This window comes from Allobosea sp. 2KB_26, from assembly GCF_052115715.1.
Taxonomy (GTDB): Bacteria; Pseudomonadota; Alphaproteobacteria; order Rhizobiales; family Beijerinckiaceae; genus Allobosea.
The window spans coordinates 39407-57998 of the sequence record NZ_JBFRHE010000006.1 but is presented as its reverse complement, the minus strand read 5'-3'; the positions used below and the strand labels follow the sequence as shown (position 1 = coordinate 57998).

Here is an 18592-nt window from a genome sequence, read left to right as displayed (position 1 = left end):
ATAGTCTCAGATGTCCAATTTTGGTGCCGCCGAGGCTTGACGCCGATTATACGTTAACGATAACGTACCTCCAATAGCGCCCGGCCAGACCAGAAGGCGCAGCGGAGGAAGCGATGGGACGTATTTGCCAAGGCGCGCTTGGCCGCGCAGCCCTATGCCTTTTCATTGCATGGACAGGCACCGCATCTGCGGCGGATTTCAAGGAACCTGCGGCCCTCGCCGGGCTCGTGAAGGACGGCAAGCTCCCACCGGTTGAGAAACGGCTGCCCGAAAAACCGCTTGTCCTCAAACCGGTCGAGAAATCCGGCAAGTACGGCGGCACCTGGCGGCAGGCCCTGATGGGTGGAAGCGACTCTCTGATCGAGCGCTCGATCGGCTACACCCGTCTGGTGCGCTGGAACCCGGCCTGGACCGAAGTGGTTCCCGATGTCGCCGAGAAGATCGACATCAATCCCGATGGCACCGAATACGTCTTTCATCTGCGCAAGGGCATGCGCTGGTCCGACGGCGCCCCCTTCACCGCCGACGACATCATGTTCTGGTATCAGGACGTGCTGATGAACAAGGAGCTGACGCCGGCTGTGCCGCGTTGGCTCAGGAGCGGCAGCGATCCCGTCATCGTCGAGAAAATCGACGACAGCACCGTGAGATTCCGCTTCAGCGGCCCCAACGGCATGCTGCTCGAGAACATGGCAACGACATTCGGCTCCGATATCCTCGCCGCGGCGCCGGCGCACTACCTCAAGCAGTTCCACAAGAAGTACAATCCCGACGGTATCGACAAGCTGGTCGCCGAGGCGAAGGCGGCGAACTGGTCTGCCCTCTTCCTGAACAAGACGAGCTTCCCCGGCCGCTGGCGCAATACAGGGCGACCGGTGCTCGATCCATGGAAGCTGACCGTGCCCTATGGCGGCACCACTCAGGTCGTGCTGGAGCGCAATCCCTACTATTTCAAGGTCGACCCGAACGGGCAGCAACTGCCCTATATCGACCGCGTCACCTTCGACATCATGGGCGACCAGCAGGCGATCGTCCTGAAGGCGATCAATGGCGAGCTCGACATGCAGAACCAGCGCCTGAACGGGCTGGAGACGCGGATCGTGCTGGCCCAGAACCGCGAGCGCAGCGGCTACCGTCTCTTCAAGGCGCAGCCTGCCTGGTCGAACGCGATGTGCATCGCCCTCAACCAGACCAGCAAGAACCCGGTGCTGCGCGAGATCTTTCGCAAGAAGGAGTTCCGCGTCGGCCTCTCGCTCGCGATCAACCGGGAGGAGCTCAACGACCTGATCTATGCCGGGCAATCGCAGCCCTATCAGGCGGCTCCCCGTCCAGGCACGGCGCTCTATGACGAGCAGATGGCGACGCAATACACCAAGTACGATCCCAAGGCTGCCAACGAGATGCTGGACAAGGCCGGCTTCAGCAAGCGCGATGCGCAGAACTTCCGGCTCGGCCCCGACGGCAAGCGCATCTCCTTTGCCATCGATGCCGCAACCTCGCGGCGCTACCAGATCGATGCGCTGGAACTCGTCCGCAAATACTGGGCGGCGGTCGGCGTTGAGATGCAGGTGCGCGCGGTCGAGGAATCCTTCGCCTTTGCCCGGATGCTTGCCAATGAACAGGATGGCCTCGTCTGGATCGGCGGCGGCGGGTACGATTTCCTCGGCCTGCTCGATCCGAAATGGTACTTCCCCTATGAGAACCAGGCGGCCTTCGCCTCGGCCTGGGGTATCTATTTCCAGAACCCGAACGATCCGAACGCCGAAGAGCCGCCTGAGCACGTCAAGAAGCAGCAGGCTCTCTACGTCCAGATGCAGAAGACACCTGGCGCGACCGGCCAGTTCGCGGTGATGAAGCAGATCCTCGAGATCACGCGCGACCAGTTCTACGTCATCGGCACCAATATGGAGGCCGACAATTACGGCGTCGTGAAGAACAACATGCGCAACGTCCCGGAGGTGATGCCGGACACGTTCTTCTACATGACGCCGGGGCCGACCAATCCCGAGCAGTATTTCTACGAATGAGACCCGCGCTCAGCTGATGGATCTGGGGCCCTCGATCGGCTCCAGGCCCTCCCCTCGATCCGAATGCGCTGGAGGCTGCGATGCTTCGCTACGTGCTGCGACGGCTCGTCTATACGTTCGCGACGCTCGCGGCCGTCTCGGTTGTCGCCTTTCTGGTGATCCAATTGCCGCCAGGCGACTTCCTGACCTCGTTCAGTGCCAAGTTTGCCGAACAGGGCGGCGCCCTCGACAGTGACGCGCTGACGGCGCTGAAGCTGCGCTACGGCCTCGACCAGCCCTGGTATGTGCAATACTGGCTCTGGATCTCCGGCATCCTGTTCCGCGGCGATTTCGGCGAGTCCTTCGAGTGGAACAAGCCGGTCTCCGAGCTGATGTGGGACCGGTTTGGAATGACCGTCCTGCTCTCCGGCATCACGCTCATCGTCACCTGGATCGTCGCGCTGCCGATCGGCATCTACAGCGCGGTCCGGCGCTATTCCTGGCTCGACTATGTCGTGACCTTCCTCGGCTTCCTGGGCCTCGCTGTGCCGAGCTTCCTGCTGGCGCTCGCACTGATGTACGTATTCTCCCGCTATTTCGGGATGAGCGTCAGCGGGCTGTTCTCGCCAGCCTATGTCAACGCCGAGTGGAGCCTCGCCAAGGTCGGCGACCTCGCCATGCATCTGTGGCTGCCGGTCTTCGTCCTGGCGACGCATGGCACCGCGGCCCTGATCCGGGTGATGCGCGCCAATCTGATCGACGAGCTCTACAAGCCCTATGTCCAGACCGCACGCGCCAACGGCCTCGGCGAAATGGAGCTGCTGTTCAAGTACCCGGTCAGGGTTGCGCTCAATCCGTTCATCTCGACCATCGGCTGGGTGCTGCCCAATCTCGTCTCGGGCGCGATCGTCACCTCGGTGGTGATGAGCCTGCCGACCGCCGGGCCGCTTCTGCTGTCCGCGCTGCTGGCACAGGACATGTACCTCGCCGGCAGCTTCATCCTGATGCTGAGCGCGCTCACCGTCATTGGCACCCTGATCTCCGACCTCCTGCTCGCGTGGCTCGATCCGCGCGTGCGCTACGCGTGAGGCGTCGATGACCGATCTCGCCGCTCCCATCGCCGCCGCAGTGCCTGCCGGCCGCAAGCTCGCCGAGACCGGCCAATGGGCGCTGATCTTCCGGCGCTTCCGCCGGCACAGGCTCGCCTATGCCAGCGCCTTCGTCGTGCTCGGCCTCTATCTCGTCGCGCTCTTCGCCGAGTTCGTCGCGCCGTTCTCGGCCAATACCTACAACGCCCGCTACACCTATGGGCCGCCTCAGCCGCTGCAGTTCTTCGGCCGCGATGCCGGCGGCGAGCTGCGCTTCATGTATGTCAACGGCTACAAGATGAGCTTCGACCCTGTGGCGTTGAAGCGGAGCTTCGTGGTTGACCAGAACTCGTTCAATCCGGTCGTGTTCTTCGCCAGGGGAGAGCCTTATCATCTCTTCGGCCTGATCCCGTGGGACCGTCACCTGATCGGCCCCGCCGACCCGTCGCAGCCGATGTATCTGTGGGGAGCCGACAGGCTGGGCCGGGACGTGCTGTCGCGAACCATCCACGGCGCGCGCATATCGATGTCGATCGGCCTCGTCGGCGTTGCGATCAGCCTGTTCCTCGGCCTGCTGCTGGGAGGCATGTCGGGCTATTACGGCGGGTGGATCGACGAGGTTGTGCAGCGCAGCATCGACTTCATGAAGTCGATCCCGACCATCCCGCTCTGGATGGGGCTCGCTGCCGCGGTACCGGCCAATATGGACCCGCTGCTGGTCTATCTCTGGATCACCATCATCCTCTCGCTGATCGGCTGGACGGACCTGGCGCGCGTGGTGCGCGGGCGCTTCCTCTCGCTGCGCACCGAGGACTTCGTGCTCGCAGCGCGGCTCGACGGCTGCAGCAAGCAACGCGTGATCTGGCGGCACATGGTGCCCTCCTTCACCAGCCATATCGTCGCCTCGGTGACGCTGGCGATCCCGAGCATGATCCTTGCCGAGACGGCGCTCTCCTTCCTCGGCATCGGCCTGAAGGATCCCGTCGTGAGCTGGGGCGTGCTGCTCAAGGATGCCCAGAGCATCCTGGCGCTGACCACCGCGCCCTGGCTGCTCGCGCCCGGCGCGGCCGTGGTCGTCGCTGTGCTCGCCCTCAACTTCCTCGGCGATGGAATTCGCGATGCGGCCGATCCCTATGCTTGAGCGCATGTCAGCTCTTCCGGTGACTGCCGTGGCACAGCCTGAGCCACTGGTCACCGTGCGGGACCTCAAGGTCCAGATCGGCACCGATGACGGCCTCGTACGCGCGGTCGACGGCGTCACCTTCGACGTGCCGCGCGGCCGCACGCTTTGCCTCGTCGGAGAATCCGGCTCGGGCAAGAGCATTACCGGCCGGGCCCTGATGAACCTGCTGCCGCCGAGCGGGCGCATTGCCGCCGGCCACATCACCTATACCGACCGCGCAGGCGAGGCGATCGACATCGGCGCGCTCGATCCACGCGGTCGACAGATCCGCGGGCTGCGCGGCAAGGACATCTCGCTGATCTCGCAGGAGCCGATGGCCGCGCTCTCGCCGGTCCATACGATCGGCCAGCAGCTCGTGCCTGTGATCCGTCGTCATCTCGGCCTCTCCAGGCGCGAGGCCGAGGCGCGGGCTGTCGAAATGCTCGGCCGTGTCGGCATTCCCAAACCAGCGGAGCGGCTGGGCAATTATCCATTCGAATTCTCCGGCGGCATGCGCCAGCGCGTCTGCATAGCGCTCGCTCTCTCCTGCCAGCCGCGCCTCCTGATCGCCGATGAGCCGACCACTGCGCTCGACGTCACCACGCAGGCCAATATCATCGACCTCTTGCAGGAACTGCAGCGCGAATACGGGCTCTCGATCCTGTTCATCACCCATGATCTCGGCGTCGTCGCCGAGATCGCCGACGATGTCGCGGTGATGTATCTCGGTAGGATCGTCGAGCGCGGCACGGTTGACGAGATTTTCGCCGATCCGCGCCATCCCTACACGCAGGCCTTGCTGAAATCGGTACCGCGCCTCGGCGCCGGAAGACATACCCGCCTCGCCGCCATTCGCGGCATGGTGCCCTCGCCTTTCGATCGGCCGGCCGGCTGCGATTTCCATCCGCGCTGCGACCTCGCGATCAAGGGCCTTTGCGAGATCGAGGACCCCGGCACGATCACGCTCGGGCCGCGGCGCGACGTCCGCTGCGTGCTCCAGCGCACTCCATCAACAGATTCGGTGGCGACGGAGGGGAGCACCAGCCATGCTTGATCGCGCGCAAATGTCCCCGGATATCCTGCTCGAGGTGCGGGGCCTGACCAAGGTCTTCAAGCCGCGCAAGACGCTGTTCCAGCGCAAGACCTCAAATCCGATCCGGGCCGTCGACGATGTCTCCTTCGAGATCAGGCAGGGCGAGACGCTCGGCCTCGTCGGCGAATCCGGCTGCGGCAAGTCGACGGTGACGCGCCTGCTGCTCGGCATCCACGAGCCCAGCGCGGGCACGATGCGCTATCGCAAGAAGGATGGCGGCAGTGTCGATCTCGACCAGCTCTCCGAGAACGAGCGGCTGGCCTATTGCACCGACCTGCGCATCGTTTTCCAGGACCCGCAATCCTCGCTGAACCCTCGTTTGCAGGTGCGCGACATTGTCGGCGAGGTGCTGAAGGTCAATCGGCTCGTCCCGCCCGACCAGATCGAAGCGACCGTCCGAGACCTGCTCGCCAAGGTCGGTCTCAGGCCGGAATATGCGCGGCGCTATCCGCACGCCTTCTCCGGCGGCGAGCGTCAGCGCGTGGGCATCGCCCGGGCGCTCGCAACGCGTCCGCGCCTCGTCGTACTCGATGAGGCGGTCTCGGCGCTCGATGTCAGCGTTCGAGCGCAGACGCTCAACCTCCTGCGCGATCTTCAGGAGGAATTCGGGCTGACCTATCTCTTCGTCAGCCACGATCTCAGCGTCATCGAGTACATCTGTGACCGAGTCGTCGTGATGTATGTCGGCCAGGTGGTCGAGGTCGCGCCCTCGGACAGGCTCTTCGCCAAGCCGCTCCATCCCTACACCGAGGCGCTGCTCTCGGCCCTGCCGATCCCCGATCCGGCGCAGCGCCGGCAGGGGCGGCGCATCCGCCTGCCCGGCGAGGTCGCCGATCCCGCCAATCGCCCCTCCGGCTGCGCCTTCCATCCGCGCTGCCGCTTCGCCACCGAAACCTGCCGCACCACGCCGCCGCCCCTGCGCGATTTCGGTGGCCGCAGCGTCGCCTGTCACCACGCCGAACAACTCTCGCTCAACGGCGTCGAATCCATCCAACCCGGACAAGCCGCTCATGCCTAAGCACGTTCGAGACAGCGACAATGCCAACAAGGCGATCGTCACCGACGACCCCGCCCTGCCGCATGTCTATTTCAATCTCCTGAAGCTCAAACCGGGAGATGCGCTGGAGCAAACCCTGCGCAAGCATGAAAGCGTCTATGTCGTGCTCTCGGGCACGGTCGACATCATCGTCGATAGCCAGCGCTTTGCGGGTGTGGGGCGGCGGCGCGACATCTGGTCGGGCGAAGCGGATTCCGTCTATGCGCCGGTCGGGAGCGCAATACGGATCGAGAACGGCGGCGGGCCAGCCGAAATCGCCGTCGCCGGCGGGCTCCACGACACCAAGTTGAAGCCCTTCCGGATCGCCCCGGACGAGGTCTCCATGGTCGATGTCGGCTCGCCGGAGACCCATAGCCGCCGTCGCATCTTCCACATTCTCGGCCAGAACGGCGAGGGCCGCGCCGGCAATCTCCTGGTCAGCGAACTCTATGCCGATCCCGGCTGCTGGTCGGGCTATCCCCCGCACAAGCACGATGCCGACCGCGAGGGCGAGACGGCCCATGACGAACTCTACCATTACCGCTACGACCCAGGGACGGGCTTCGGCGCTCAGATCATCTATGCCGACGGCAAGGCCGAGTGCTTCATGGTCCAGGATCGCGACACGATCCTCGTCGACAAGGGCTATCACCCAACCGTCACCTCGCCCGGCCATCGCTGCTACATCTTCACAATCCTGGTCGGAAAGACGAGCCGCGGGCTGGTTCAGCATTTTGATGATCGACACGCCCATCTGATGGCGGCGATCCCCGGCATCCAGTCGATGCGCGACAAGTTCAAGTGAGAGCCAAGCGCGCCATCCCATCACATTAGCCGGCAACTCACCTTCATCCGCCTCTCTGCGAAGGATCCGTCATGTCCGATACGACCCGCATCCGCGTCGACCTCTCAGCTCCGACGCAAGCCTTCCGGCGCTTCTGGCGCAGCACCGGTTTTTCGCCGGGCGAATTGCTGCTGGAGCCGGAAATGGCGCAGACGCTGGCCTATGTCGGCGGCGTGCCCAATCGCGGCATCGAATACATGCGCGTGCACTACATGCTCGACCTCGTCACAGCGTCCGCCTTCGGCAGCTACAACTGGTCGCGGCTCGATGCGGCACTCGACATCATGCTGGAGCACCGTATCCGCCCATTCCTCGAGCTGATGGGCAACCCCTCCTACATCTACACTGACTTCAACGACGTGAAGCAGGCGCATCACTGGCGCGACTTCATCACCGAACTGGCTCAGCGCTACAGCACACGCTATGGCGCTGACGAACTGCGGCAATGGTATTTCGAAACCTGGAACGAGCCCGATATCTGGTGGAAGCTCGGTGGCGAGATCGGCTTCAACAACTACTATGATGCCTGCTCGGAGGCGCTGAAGGCGGTCGATCCCGCGCTCAAGCTCGGCGGCCCCGGCGTCGCGCGGCGCATCCCGCCGATCTTCAAATCCTTCCTGGCCCATTGCGACACCGGCACGAACCTCTTCACCGGGGAGACTGGCGTCAGACTCGATTTCATCTCGGTCCATGAGAAGGGCGCCAAGAAACACGCCGAGGATCTCACCCCGAACAGCCTCTCCATCGTCCGGCACGAGATGATGGCGGTCGACTACATCCGCGAGCACCACCCGCGCTTCGCCGCCCTTCCCTTCATCAACGACGAATGCGACCCGCAGATCGGCTGGAATCTCTGCCATACCTGGCATGGCATGCCCTATTTCGCCGGGCTGGCCGCCAAGATCATCGATCAGCACCAGCGACTGATGGTCGATGCCGAGGGCGTCGACTACGAAATACTCAGCAACGACAATGGCTTCGTCGGCCATTGGGGGCACCGCACGCATCTGACCTATTTTGGCAGCCGCCCGGTCCGCGCCGCGCAGGCCGAACACAAGACCGATATTGGCGCCCTGGAAGCCAGGCAAGCCAATCCCGAACCGTTCGAGCTGATCAAGAAGCCGGCGCTCAGCATCATGGAACTGCTGGGACTGCTGAGCGAACGGCGCATCGTCCTCGGCAACCAGGGGCTCGATCCGGATCGCAGCGGCCTGGGCGCCATGGCGACCGCGCTCGGCCACGAGAACGAGACGTCCGGGGCAACCGTGCTGCTCTATAACAGCGTCGACCGCATCTGGCAGTCCGGTGAGAGCAAGGCCGAGATCGACTTCGCCGGCCTCCAGCCGGGAGCCTACGCACTCGCCACGTTCCGGATTGCTCATGGCAAGGGCGACCCCTTCACCGTCTGGGAGGATCTCGGCGCGCCCGATCTGCCGAACCCGGCCGAGCTGGAGGCGATGCGACTCGCCCAGGAGCCAGCACTGACAATCGAGCATCTCCAGATTGGCGGGGCACAGACGAGCTGCACGCTGCCGCTTGACATGCCCCTGCCTTCGGTCGCGCTCGTCGCCCTGGTGCGGCGCGATGGCGAGGTGCCGCAGGCGCCGACAGGGCTGAAGGCGCGCCGCTTCGGCGGCCTCAACGGCCGCAGCAACACGGTGCTGTTCTGGGAGCCCGCAATGCATGGCAGCGTGCAGTTCTTCGACGTGCTCTGGAGCGCGACGGAGAACGGGCCGTGGCAGGTCATCAACCCGGTCGGGTTGCTGTCGAGCGTTTACCTGCATCCGACCCAATCAGAGGGGCATTACCGCGTCAGGGCGCGGGACCTGTTCGGCCGGACCAGCCAGGAGTCGACGACGATCAAGGCCTGAGCCGATCCCTCACCTGAGAAGGAAGAGCTTCGATCCCTGCGGCGTGCCAAACCGGCCGCTGCGCCAGAACGCTGGCAGACGCAGACCGCAGCACAATACGCGCGGTCGGCGTCGGCATCGCCAAGCCGCGCTCAAGCAGCAGCTGCCCGCATGAAATGGCTGGGTGAGCTGCCGACCTCGCGGCGAAAGGCGGTGCTGAAGGCACTGGCCGATTGATAGCCTACCGCGGCCGCAACAGCCTCGAGCGGCGGCGCGTCGCGCTGGAGCATCGCCTTGGCCAAGGCGATGCGCCACTCGATCAGATATTGCATCGGCGGCACCCCAACCTTCCGATTGAAGCGCTCGCTGAAGGCCGAGCGGGACAGGCCCGCCTGCCGGGCCAGCGCATCCACCGACCACCCGCGCGCCACATCGCCATGAAGTTGCCGCAGGGCGCGGGCGAGAAGCGGATCCGCGAGCCCCGCCAGAAGCCCTGGCCGCGCCGCTACGCCTGCGCTCGCTGCGTGGAAGCGGAGCGCCTCCACCAGCAGGACCTCGATGAGCCGGTCGATCACGAGGTCGCGTCCCGGCCGGTTGGCGAGCGCTTCGTCGGTGATCAGGTCGATCATCCTAACGAGGCGCTCCGCCGCCGGATCGGCAGCCCGGATATGGACGAGGCCGGGCAACAGGCCGGCGAACAGCCCGCGGTTGCCGGGCTCCAGCTGAAAATAGCCGCCAAGCTGCTTGAACTCGGCCTCGCGCTCCGCGTCGCCATGCCGGACGTCGCTGGCTCCCCGTGCAACCGCTTCATATGCATCAAGCGGAAGAGGCTCGACCTCCAGGTCGCTGGTGATCGTGAACCCTGGGACGGCCGGCATCAGGACGAAGTCGCCTCGGGCCAGGCGATGGGGTTCATCACCGTCGACGGCGAGCCAACAACCTCCGGCCACCACCAGGCCGAAGCCGGCATAGTCCATGCGCGAATATCGCACGCCCCAGCGCCCGGCCCCCTGAATCATCTTCGTCCCGGCCGCGCGAGGGCGAAGCAAGGCGATCACATCGGCGAGTGGTTCCATAGCTTTGGACGATCCGTAATGAATTTCGGATGATGCATTATAGATCATCTTGCATCGCTGGCCTAGGTCTTCGCCATCGCAACAGACCTGCAAGGAGAGTTCCCATGCGCAAGATCGCCATCATCACCGGCGCCAGCTCGGGCATCGGCGCTGCAACGGCCGTCGCGCTCGCTGAGCGCGGCGTCGATTCCATCGTCACCTACAACAGCCACCAGGATCGCGTGCGCGATGTGGTCGAAGCAGCGAGGCAAAGGGGCGCCCAGGCGATACCCCTGCATCTGGATGTCGGGCGCAGCGACAGCTTCGCGGCGTTCCGGGATGAGGCAACGGCAGTGCTGCAGCGCGAATGGAACACAGGCTCCTTCGACTACCTCGTCAACAATGCCGGTTTCGGACAGATGGCCCTGTTCGAGGACACCAGCGAGGAGCTCTTCGACTCCTTCATGCGGGTGCTGTTCAAGGGCCCCTATTTTCTGACCCAGGCTCTGCTTCCAGTGCTTGCTGACGGCGGTGCCATCGTCAATGTGACGAGCAATTCGACCCTGCAGAGCGGCATGGAGCCGGGCTATTCCGCCTATGCATCGATGAAGGGCGGCCTGACCGTGCTCACCCGCTACATGGCCAAGGAGTTCGGCCGCCGCGGCATCCGCGTGAACGCCGTTGCGCCGGGCGCCACCAGGACCCGGATCGGCGACGATGCGTTCGATCGCTATCCGGAGATCATTCAGTCGATCGTCGAGAAGACCGGGTTGGGGCGTCTCGGAGAAGCCAGCGATGTGGGCGCCGTGATCGCAGCCGTGCTCTCGGATGAATTCCGATGGGTCACCGGACAGTCCATCGAAGCGTCCGGCGGCGCCAGACTGTCCTTCGCCTGCTGAGGCGAAACCGCAGCGCCTCCTGAGGTCGAGCCGCGACCATCCAAGCTGCACGGGAAGTCGGGCAGCTGGACACTCGCCCAACCCGCCCCCCCGACGATCCCGGGCGATTCTTCTGCGAACGCGCCGGCGTCTCAGAGCGAGCCGTCGTCTCCCGCCATGATGACATGTTCCCGGCGGCCAGCCGTCGCGTCGCGTATGCCCGGGACGCAGGTGTCGAGGCCGCCCATCTCCGGAGTGGCGCAGCAGCGCATCGGTCTGCAGACCGTCCTTTGATGCCCGTCGTTATTGGGGCGGGCCGAGCCGGGTGCTATTCTGCGCAACAACATGCAGGGCTGTCGCCATCCTGTCATGTGCGGCTGCAACTAGCTCACCCCATCCAAGGGATCACGGATTATCGGAGGTTGGGGATGCAACTGAGAACGCTTTGGCATGCGGTAGCACTTGGCAGCGCCTTCGCTGCGGCCCCGGTCGCCGCGCAGACGATCTATCCCATCAACCGTGCCGAAATCCTCGAGGGCTCGCGCTTCGACTTCAAGGTCGAGTTCCCGAACGCTCCGACCTCGGCCGACGTCGCGGTCACGATCAACGGCAAGCCGGCCGCCGAAATCTTCGGCAAGGCCACGACCTTCATGCAGAACGAGGAAGGCCAGAAGCATTCTGCGCTGTGGCTGCGTGGCGCGACGCTTCCGGCGGGCAATTATACCGTCGACGCGACGCAGGGAACCAACAAGGCGACGGTCAAATGGGAGGTCTTCGCCACCACCCAGCCGCGTCGCGCCAAGAACGTCATCCTCTTCATCGGTGACGGCATGTCGGTCGCCAACCGCACCGCGGCCCGTATTCTCTCCAAGGGCTGGGACGAAGGTCGCTACAATGGCGAGCTCGCCATGGACGACATGTCCAACATGGCGCTGATCTCGACCTCGGGCACGGACTCGATCGTGACCGACAGCGCCAATGCAGCCCATGCCTACACCACGGGCCACAAATCCTGCGTCAATGCGCTCGGCGTCTACTGCGCCAAGAACGCCCTGACACTCGACCATCCCAAGGTCGAAACCATTGCCGAGGTGATCAAGCGCCGCGGCAAGATGGCGATCGGCGTCGTCACCAACTCGGAAATCGAGGACGCGACCCCGGCTTCGATGGTGGCCCACACCCGACGCCGCTCGGATTTCAACGATATCGTCAAGATGTTCCACGATGTGCAGCCCGACGTGATCATGGGCGGCGGCTCCCCGAACTTCCTGTCCAAGACGACACCCGGTTCGAAGCGGACCGATGAGCTCGACTTCATCGCCAAGTTCAAGGAGGCGGGCTACACGCTCGCGACCACCAAGACGGAAATGAACGCGGCTGTCGCCGCCGGCTCGAAAAAGCTGCTCGGCCTCTACAACACCGGTAACATCGACGGCGCGTTCGATCTGCGGCTGACCAAGAAGGGCACGGTTGCGAAGTTCCCCGACCAGCCGGACGTGGTCGAGCAGACCAAGGCTGCGCTCGACATGCTCAAGGGCAATGAGGACGGTTTCTTCCTGATGGTCGAGTCGGCCCGCATCGACAAGTACAGCCATTCGCTCGACTGGGAGCGTTCGGTGTTCGATACGATCATGCTCGACAACGCGGTGAAGGCGGCGAAGGACTTCGCCGGCGACCGCAACGACACCCTGATCATCGTGGTGCCCGATCACGCCCACCCGATCTCGATCATCGGCACCTATGACGACGACCGTCCGGGCCAGCTTCTGCGCGACAAGCTCGGCGTCTACGCCGACTCCGTGCCGCCGAATTACGGCCCGCTCGACGCGGACGGCTACCCCACCAAGGTCGACACCTCGCGCCGCCTCGCGGTGGTCTATGGCAGCTATCCCGACACCTGCGATACCGGCCGCCCGGACATGACCGGCGAACGCGTACCGGCGGTCAAGGGCCCGGACGGCAAGACCAATATCGCGAACGAGAAGGACTGCACCGGCCCGCTGGCCGCGCGCCGGACAGGCAATCTGCCCTTCGACGCCAATAGCGGCGTCCACGCCGCCGACGACGTGATCCTGACCGCGATGGGCCCCGGCGCCGAGAAGTTCCGCGGCCACAAGCCCAACACCTATGTCTTCCGCGTCATGGCGGAAGCGCTGGCGCTCGGCGGCAAGTGAGCCGACCAGCCGCCGACAGGGACGAGCGATGCAACGGCAACGCCATGAGATGCTGACCACCCGCCGCGTGACCCTGATGGGTCTCGCGGTGGCCCTGCTTTGCAGCGAGGTCCGTGCGGCGGAGCCAGCCACGATCGCCTTCGACAGCCTCTACAAATCCTTCGGTGTGCTCGGCTTCCAGTTTTCCGACCGCGTCACGGCCCTGCGCGGACAGGAGGTGCGCCTGACCGGCTACATGGCGCCCCCGCTGAAGCCTGAAAGCCGCTTCTTCGTGCTCACGCGCGAGCCGCTGGCGATCTGCCCGTTCTGCCAGTCGGATGCCGACTGGCCTGTCGACATCGTCGTCGTCTTCATGAAGGAGATCACGCCGATGGTCAGCGCCGGCCGCAAGGTCGTCGTGTCCGGTCGATTGGAGATAGGCTCGGCCACGGACCCGGAAACCGGCTTCGTCAGCCAGATCAGACTCGTCGATGCCCGCTTCACACTCGCCTGAGCGATCCGCCGCCGAGATATTGCGGCTTTCAAGCGTGACGCTCGACCATCGCGGCGGCGACGGGCGCCCCTTCCGCGTGCTGGACATTCCCGAACTCACAGTGCCTTCCGGCGCTCATATCGGTTTGCGCGGTCCCTCGGGCTCAGGCAAGACCTCGCTTCTGCACCTGATCGCAGGGCTGATCGTGCCGAGCGCAGGCAAGGTCTCCTGGGGCGAGACGGAGGTCTCCTCCCTGTCGCCCGGCGGTCGCGACCGCTGGCGTCTCTCGACGCTCGGTTTCGTCTTCCAGGATTTCCACCTGATCCCGGAACTCGACATCCTCGCCAACATCACGCTGCCCACGACCTTCTCATCCTGGAGGGTTGGCCCGGCCGAGCGGGAGCATGCCGAAATCGTCGCCGCGCGCATGGGCCTCGCTGATCTGCGCCGCCGGACAGGCACTCTCTCACGTGGCGAGCAGCAGCGGGTCGCGATTGCACGCGCAGTTTGCCGGCGGCCTGCCATGATCCTCGCCGACGAACCCACGGCCAGTCTGGATGCGGCCCATGCCGATGAGGTGGGCGCCTTGCTGGTCGATGCGGCCAATGAGGCCGGCGCCACCTTGATCTGCGCCACGCATGACGCCGCACTGCTGGCACGGCTGAAGCGGCGGCTCGACATCAAGGCCGCCACTCCGATCATGGAGCAGGCCGCATGAACCCCTTTGCAATGGTCCTCGCCGATCTTCGTGCGCTGCGTTGGACGGCGGCCGCGATCGTTGCCCTGGTGGCGCTGGCGGTTGCAGTCGGCGTGGCGATCGGCGCGCAGGAGCGCGCGCTGCGACAGAGCTCGGCCGCAGCTGCGGATGACTTCGCCCTGCTCATCGGTGCGCCCGGCAGCCAGACCCAGTTGCTGATGTCGACGGTCTATCTGCAACTCGACGCGATCCCGCTGATGGAGGGGAGCGTCCTCCAGTCACTGGCGAGGGATGAGCGTGTCGCAGCCTTCGCGCCGATCGCCTTCGGAGACGTCACGCGCGGCTATCCGATCATCGGCACGACCGCGGCCTTTGCCACACGCTGGGGCCGCGTCGCACCGAGCGAGGGGCGCCTCTTCGCCAGGGAAGGCGAAGCCTTGATCGGCGCCGATGTCGACTATCGGCTCGGCGAGAGCATCACGCCGTCGCATGGCGTTGCCGGCCAGACGCACAAGCCGGGCGAGGAGGCTGAAGACGAGGCAGGCCATCGCCATGCCGGCCACGACTACACCATCGTCGGACGCCTGCCCCCGCTCGGATCGCCCTGGGACCGCGCGATCCTGGTGCCGATCGAAAGCGTCTGGGAGGTTCACGGGCTCGGCAATGGACATGCGCAGGGAATTGAGTCGATCGGGCCGCCCTTCGATGGCGTGCCTGTGCCCGGCGTGCCCGCGATCGTCGTCAAGCCGCGCAGCGTGGCCGGGGCCTATGCCCTGCGCAGCCAGTACCGCCAGGGTGGGACCATGGCGTTCTTTCCCGCCGAAGTCCTGGTCGGGATCTATCGCTCGCTCGGTGACGCCCGTGGTGTCCTTGTCTTCGCCTCCACCCTGAACGCGACGCTGGTGCTGGCCTCGATCCTTCTGCTGCTGATTGCCGTGACCGGGCTGCGGCGGCGGCGCTACGCCGTATTGCGTGCCATGGGCGCACCCCGGCTCTATGTCCTGCTCGTGATCTGGATCGGAATGGCCCTGCTGATGGCGCTCGGCTGTATCACAGGGCTGCTGCTCGGTGGCGCTGCCGCCGGTGTCCTGTCAGGCCTGATCGAGGCACAGACCGGGCTTCGCCTCGCGATCTCGCTGGACAAGCCTGAATTCCTGCAGATCGGGCTGCTGTTCGTCATCGGCACCGTTCTCAGCCTGCTGCCGGCCGTCGCTTCATTCGCCAGTCCCATCGCATCGGGACTGCGCGACTGAAGCGCCGCTGCTTCCGTTTCACTGCCGAAGGCCAAGGCCGAACGGCCGGGGCTGATCATGGTGCCATTCCCGGCGGTTAGTGGTTGGTTAACGAAACCGTCCAATGACCGCAACGCAGGGTTGTCATCGGCCGCGATGAGCCTAACCTCTCGCCGCACCATGATGGCATTCGAGGATGGCAATCGATGGCGGTCAAAAACGCGATGATCAGGAATGCGTGACGAACGACCAGAGCGCCGCCGAAACCGCGCTCCCGAGTTCCCTGGCCGGCGCCCGATCGTGCTGAATTCGGAGGCTGATTACCTGCGTGCTTGTGCGCGTGCCGGTGAGATCCACGCCGCCGCCGCCCATAATCCGATGACAGACCTGGAGCTCGAACGGCTCGCACTGGCGATACTGACCTGGGAATTGAAACGAGGTGGGAGTGACGTCTAGGGGCGACGCTGCACGTTATGCCCCGGCCACCGCGGCAATGAACTCACCCTTCCGAAGAGATAGGCCGCGGGTCCTGCAGAGGCCTTCCCCCCGCCCCTGCCCCTGCGCTGGCCGGCACAGGCCCCGAATGCGCGCATGGTCCCCAGGATCCATTGCGGTCGGAGCACGCCTAGCCCGATAGGCTCGCAAGCTCCTGGACCAATTCCTGCCGCAACCAGGCAACCGATGGGTGCGCGCCCATCGTGCGATGCGAAAGCATCGAGATCTGAAGCGCCGGGCTCGGATAAGGTGGATCGCGGAATTCAAGAGCTGGGTTCTGCTCCGCCAGCTGCTGGGGGACGAACGCGATCATATCGGTGGCGGCGATAATCGGGGGCACCGTGAGAATATGTGACACGATCGCTCCGACCTTGCGCGTCAGGCCATGCTCCGCCATCAGTGCTTCGAGCTGGAGAGGGTTGCTGCTGACATAGGCCCGCTCGAGACCTTCCTGATCGATTGTTCCGCCCGCCGTCATTGCTCCTTGGCCCGCAATGAGAATGTCGAGATGGGGAAACTCCGCCAGTTCCTCCATCCCAAAGATGCCGGTCGCAGCGGGGTGGCCTCTCCGCATGGCCCAGACATTCGGTCCAGTGAAGAGTGGCTCCATGACGAACCGGGATGGAACGCGCCCGAACGCTCCGATGACGAGATGCAGGGTTCCGCGATCGAGCTCTTCCACCAGATTGAGATCATTGAACGGGCGCAGCCAGAAGCGCAGCCCGGGCCCAATCCGTCGCAACTTTGAAAGAACGCTCGGCATCAAGGCGCCGATGACATAGTCGGATGTCGCAATGACAAATCGCGTTTCGGATGAACCCGGATCGAAAACCGGCCCGTGAAACGCCGCCTCGATCTGACGAAGCGCGCTCTTTATCGGCTGCGCCAGCTCTTCGGCGCGCGGAGTCGGGTGCATTCGGCCGGGGCCGCGTACGAACAACTCGTCGTCGAGGATGCGCCGTAGCTTGTTCAGCGAGTGGCTGACGGCCGACTGGGTCAAGCCCAGGCGAGCGGCGGCGCGCGACGCACCCCGCTCCTCCATGACCGCATCGAATATGCGGATGAGATTCAAATCAAGCTTATGAATGATGCTCATGGGTCGGAGCGTTGTCCATGGGGGAACCGGTCGGCCTTTGCAGCAGCCTCGTCTGGCGCATTCCCGACGTCACAGCCAGCAGCCGAAGCACCCCGGCGGCTCTCTCAAGTTCATGACGTGCCACGTCGTCGCCGATGCAGATGATATGATTGTGGCTCATTCTTCAAATGGCGTCATTTCATTTCAATCATAAGCGCTGAGATCCCATATTCGGGCCGCACCCGGCAAATCAGATTGGCCGGTGGGGAACATCGATATGAGCGCTGCAATCGCCCGCCTTCGCCCGCCAGAGGGGCACCCCGCCACGACAAGCGAACAACCGGCGCAGCACAAGAGAAAGCCGCGCCGCGCGCTGATCAACCTCGCCCGTACCTCCGTGCTGGTGGGGGGCGTCGGGCTTGCCATCGTCATCCCGCTGGGCTGGGGACATTGGATTGCGGGACTTACCGACCAGACGACCGACAACGCCTATCTTCGTGCCGACACCGTCCCCATCAGCGCCCAAACGGGCGGCCGGATTACCCAGGTCGCGGTCGCGGACTTTCAGCCGGTAAAGGCGGGTGATGCCCTGTTCGCGATCGAGGATACGGAACACGCGGCTCGGGTCAGGCAGGCAGAAGCCGGCGTCGCAGCGGCGGATGCCGCGCTGCGCAATATCGAAAGCCGGACCGAACTGCAGCATCATGTCATCGCTCAATCGGAGGCCGGTATCGCGGCCATCCTCGCCGATCGCGACCGTGCCGTTCAGGAACGCGGTCGACAGGAAGCGTTGACACGCGATGGCTGGACGACGGCTCAGCGGCTCGAACTCGCCGTCGCCGATACGAAGCGCTTCGATGCGCGCCTATTGGAGAAGCGGGCTGAAATCTCAGTTCAGCGCCAACAGCTCGCGGTGCTCGGCACCCAGGATCAGCAGGCTCGTGCCGAACTGCAAAGCCGGCGCGCGGCCCTCGACCTTGCGCGCGTCGATCTCGGCTACACGCGAATTTCCGCTCCGATCGACGGCATCACCAACGCGAGTTCGGTTCGCGAAGGACAATATGTCCGCACGGGTTCGCAGCTCATCTCGATCGTGCCGCTGCCACGGGTTCATGTCGTGGCCAATTACAAGGAAACCCAGCTTTCGCAGGTCCGGCCAGGCCAGGCCGTCAGCGTGACGATCGATACCTTCCCGGGCCGCGCCCTGACGGGCCGCGTCGAGCGTCTGTCGCCCGCCAGCGGCGCGGAGTTCAGCCTGCTGCCGGCAGACAACGCAACCGGCAATTTCACCAAGGTCGCCCAGCGCATCGGAGTCCGGATCGCGCTCGATCCGACGCCGGAGCTGGAGGGACTGCTGCGTCCCGGAATGTCGGTCGTCACGACGATCCACACCGACCGGTTGGCGCCGGAACAGACTCAACGCTGAGCCCGCTAC

Annotated in this window: 15 protein-coding genes; 13 read left to right on the top strand and 2 right to left on the bottom strand. The window is 64.7% G+C overall.

The window, feature by feature from the left end; genetic code table 11:
• Positions 1 to 113 precede the first annotated feature (113 nt).
• From AB4099_RS17730 to AB4099_RS17700, 7 genes are all read left to right on the top strand, one after another.
• Positions 114 to 2027 carry an ABC transporter substrate-binding protein gene (locus tag AB4099_RS17730; RefSeq protein ID WP_441478998.1) on the top strand — a complete coding sequence of 638 codons (1914 nt, stop codon included), beginning with the start codon at positions 114 to 116 and terminating at the stop codon, positions 2025 to 2027.
• 80 nt (positions 2028 to 2107) lie between these two features.
• Positions 2108 to 3094, top strand: coding sequence for an ABC transporter permease (locus AB4099_RS17725; protein WP_113511123.1), 987 nt, complete (start codon positions 2108 to 2110; stop codon positions 3092 to 3094).
• Between the two features lie 7 nt (positions 3095 to 3101).
• Positions 3102 to 4235, top strand: a complete 1134-nt coding sequence (locus AB4099_RS17720) for an ABC transporter permease (protein ID WP_441478997.1) — start codon at positions 3102 to 3104, stop codon at positions 4233 to 4235.
• A 4-nt stretch (positions 4236 to 4239) separates the two neighbouring features.
• Complete coding sequence (locus AB4099_RS17715) at positions 4240 to 5310, top strand: ABC transporter ATP-binding protein (RefSeq protein ID WP_441478996.1); 1071 nt, start codon at positions 4240 to 4242, stop codon at positions 5308 to 5310.
• Positions 5303 to 6367 (top strand): ABC transporter ATP-binding protein, encoded by a 1065-nt coding sequence (locus AB4099_RS17710; RefSeq protein WP_113511126.1) that lies wholly within the window; start codon positions 5303 to 5305, stop codon positions 6365 to 6367. The genes AB4099_RS17715 and AB4099_RS17710 overlap by 8 nt, the downstream gene beginning before the upstream one ends.
• Complete coding sequence (locus tag AB4099_RS17705) at positions 6360 to 7190, top strand: 5-deoxy-glucuronate isomerase (RefSeq protein ID WP_113511127.1); 831 nt, start codon at positions 6360 to 6362, stop codon at positions 7188 to 7190. Before AB4099_RS17710 ends, AB4099_RS17705 begins: the two co-directional genes overlap by 8 nt.
• 71 nt (positions 7191 to 7261) lie before the next feature.
• On the top strand, positions 7262 to 9100 hold the full coding sequence (locus tag AB4099_RS17700) for a GH39 family glycosyl hydrolase (protein ID WP_441478995.1): 1839 nt from the start codon (positions 7262 to 7264) through the stop codon (positions 9098 to 9100).
• A gap of 131 nt (positions 9101 to 9231) precedes the next feature.
• On the opposite strand, the gene AB4099_RS17695 is transcribed toward AB4099_RS17700, so the two are convergent.
• Positions 9232 to 10155, bottom strand: a complete 924-nt coding sequence (locus tag AB4099_RS17695) for an AraC family transcriptional regulator (RefSeq protein WP_441478994.1) — start codon at positions 10153 to 10155, stop codon at positions 9232 to 9234.
• A 104-nt stretch (positions 10156 to 10259) separates the two neighbouring features.
• On the opposite strand from AB4099_RS17695, the gene AB4099_RS17690 reads away from it, so the two are divergent.
• From AB4099_RS17690 to AB4099_RS17670, 5 genes are all read left to right on the top strand, one after another.
• Complete coding sequence (locus AB4099_RS17690) at positions 10260 to 11033, top strand: SDR family NAD(P)-dependent oxidoreductase (RefSeq protein ID WP_113511130.1); 774 nt, start codon at positions 10260 to 10262, stop codon at positions 11031 to 11033.
• Positions 11034 to 11440: 407 nt separating this feature from the next.
• On the top strand, positions 11441 to 13186 hold the full coding sequence (locus tag AB4099_RS17685) for an alkaline phosphatase (protein ID WP_441478993.1): 1746 nt from the start codon (positions 11441 to 11443) through the stop codon (positions 13184 to 13186).
• Between the two features lie 28 nt (positions 13187 to 13214).
• Positions 13215 to 13679, top strand: a complete 465-nt coding sequence (locus tag AB4099_RS17680) for a hypothetical protein (RefSeq protein ID WP_441478992.1) — start codon at positions 13215 to 13217, stop codon at positions 13677 to 13679.
• 34 nt (positions 13680 to 13713) lie between these two features.
• Entirely contained in the window at positions 13714 to 14376 is a 663-nt protein-coding gene (locus tag AB4099_RS17675; protein WP_441478991.1) for an ABC transporter ATP-binding protein, read from the top strand.
• Positions 14373 to 15608, top strand: coding sequence for an FtsX-like permease family protein (locus AB4099_RS17670; protein ID WP_441478990.1), 1236 nt, complete (start codon positions 14373 to 14375; stop codon positions 15606 to 15608). Before AB4099_RS17675 ends, AB4099_RS17670 begins: the two co-directional genes overlap by 4 nt.
• A 604-nt stretch (positions 15609 to 16212) precedes the next feature.
• Here the strand turns inward: AB4099_RS17670 and AB4099_RS17665 are convergent.
• Complete coding sequence (locus tag AB4099_RS17665) at positions 16213 to 17178, bottom strand: LysR family transcriptional regulator (protein ID WP_113511136.1); 966 nt, start codon at positions 17176 to 17178, stop codon at positions 16213 to 16215.
• A 256-nt stretch (positions 17179 to 17434) separates the two neighbouring features.
• Between AB4099_RS17665 and AB4099_RS17660 the strand changes: the two genes are divergently transcribed.
• Positions 17435 to 18583: an HlyD family secretion protein gene (locus AB4099_RS17660; protein WP_113511137.1), complete on the top strand. Its 1149-nt coding sequence runs from the start codon at positions 17435 to 17437 to the stop codon at positions 18581 to 18583.
• Positions 18584 to 18592: the final 9 nt, after the last annotated feature.

Excerpts from the sequence above, each read along its gene's own strand:
- AB4099_RS17730 (WP_441478998.1), top strand. The coding sequence starts at position 114 with ATGGGACGTATTTGCCAAGGCGCGCTTGGCCGCGCAGCCCTATGCCTT.
- AB4099_RS17695 (WP_441478994.1), bottom strand. The coding sequence starts at position 10,155 with ATGGAACCACTCGCCGATGTGATCGCCTTGCTTCGCCCTCGCGCGGCC.
- AB4099_RS17715 (WP_441478996.1), top strand. The coding sequence starts at position 4,240 with ATGTCAGCTCTTCCGGTGACTGCCGTGGCACAGCCTGAGCCACTGGTC.
- AB4099_RS17710 (WP_113511126.1), top strand. The coding sequence starts at position 5,303 with ATGCTTGATCGCGCGCAAATGTCCCCGGATATCCTGCTCGAGGTGCGG.
- AB4099_RS17690 (WP_113511130.1), top strand. The coding sequence starts at position 10,260 with ATGCGCAAGATCGCCATCATCACCGGCGCCAGCTCGGGCATCGGCGCT.
- AB4099_RS17670 (WP_441478990.1), top strand. The coding sequence starts at position 14,373 with ATGAACCCCTTTGCAATGGTCCTCGCCGATCTTCGTGCGCTGCGTTGG.
- AB4099_RS17680 (WP_441478992.1), top strand. The coding sequence starts at position 13,215 with ATGCAACGGCAACGCCATGAGATGCTGACCACCCGCCGCGTGACCCTG.
- AB4099_RS17705 (WP_113511127.1), top strand. The coding sequence starts at position 6,360 with ATGCCTAAGCACGTTCGAGACAGCGACAATGCCAACAAGGCGATCGTC.
- AB4099_RS17660 (WP_113511137.1), top strand. The coding sequence starts at position 17,435 with ATGAGCGCTGCAATCGCCCGCCTTCGCCCGCCAGAGGGGCACCCCGCC.
- AB4099_RS17685 (WP_441478993.1), top strand. The coding sequence starts at position 11,441 with ATGCAACTGAGAACGCTTTGGCATGCGGTAGCACTTGGCAGCGCCTTC.
- AB4099_RS17665 (WP_113511136.1), bottom strand. The coding sequence starts at position 17,178 with ATGAGCATCATTCATAAGCTTGATTTGAATCTCATCCGCATATTCGAT.
- AB4099_RS17720 (WP_441478997.1), top strand. The coding sequence starts at position 3,102 with ATGACCGATCTCGCCGCTCCCATCGCCGCCGCAGTGCCTGCCGGCCGC.
- AB4099_RS17700 (WP_441478995.1), top strand. The coding sequence starts at position 7,262 with ATGTCCGATACGACCCGCATCCGCGTCGACCTCTCAGCTCCGACGCAA.
- AB4099_RS17725 (WP_113511123.1), top strand. The coding sequence starts at position 2,108 with ATGCTTCGCTACGTGCTGCGACGGCTCGTCTATACGTTCGCGACGCTC.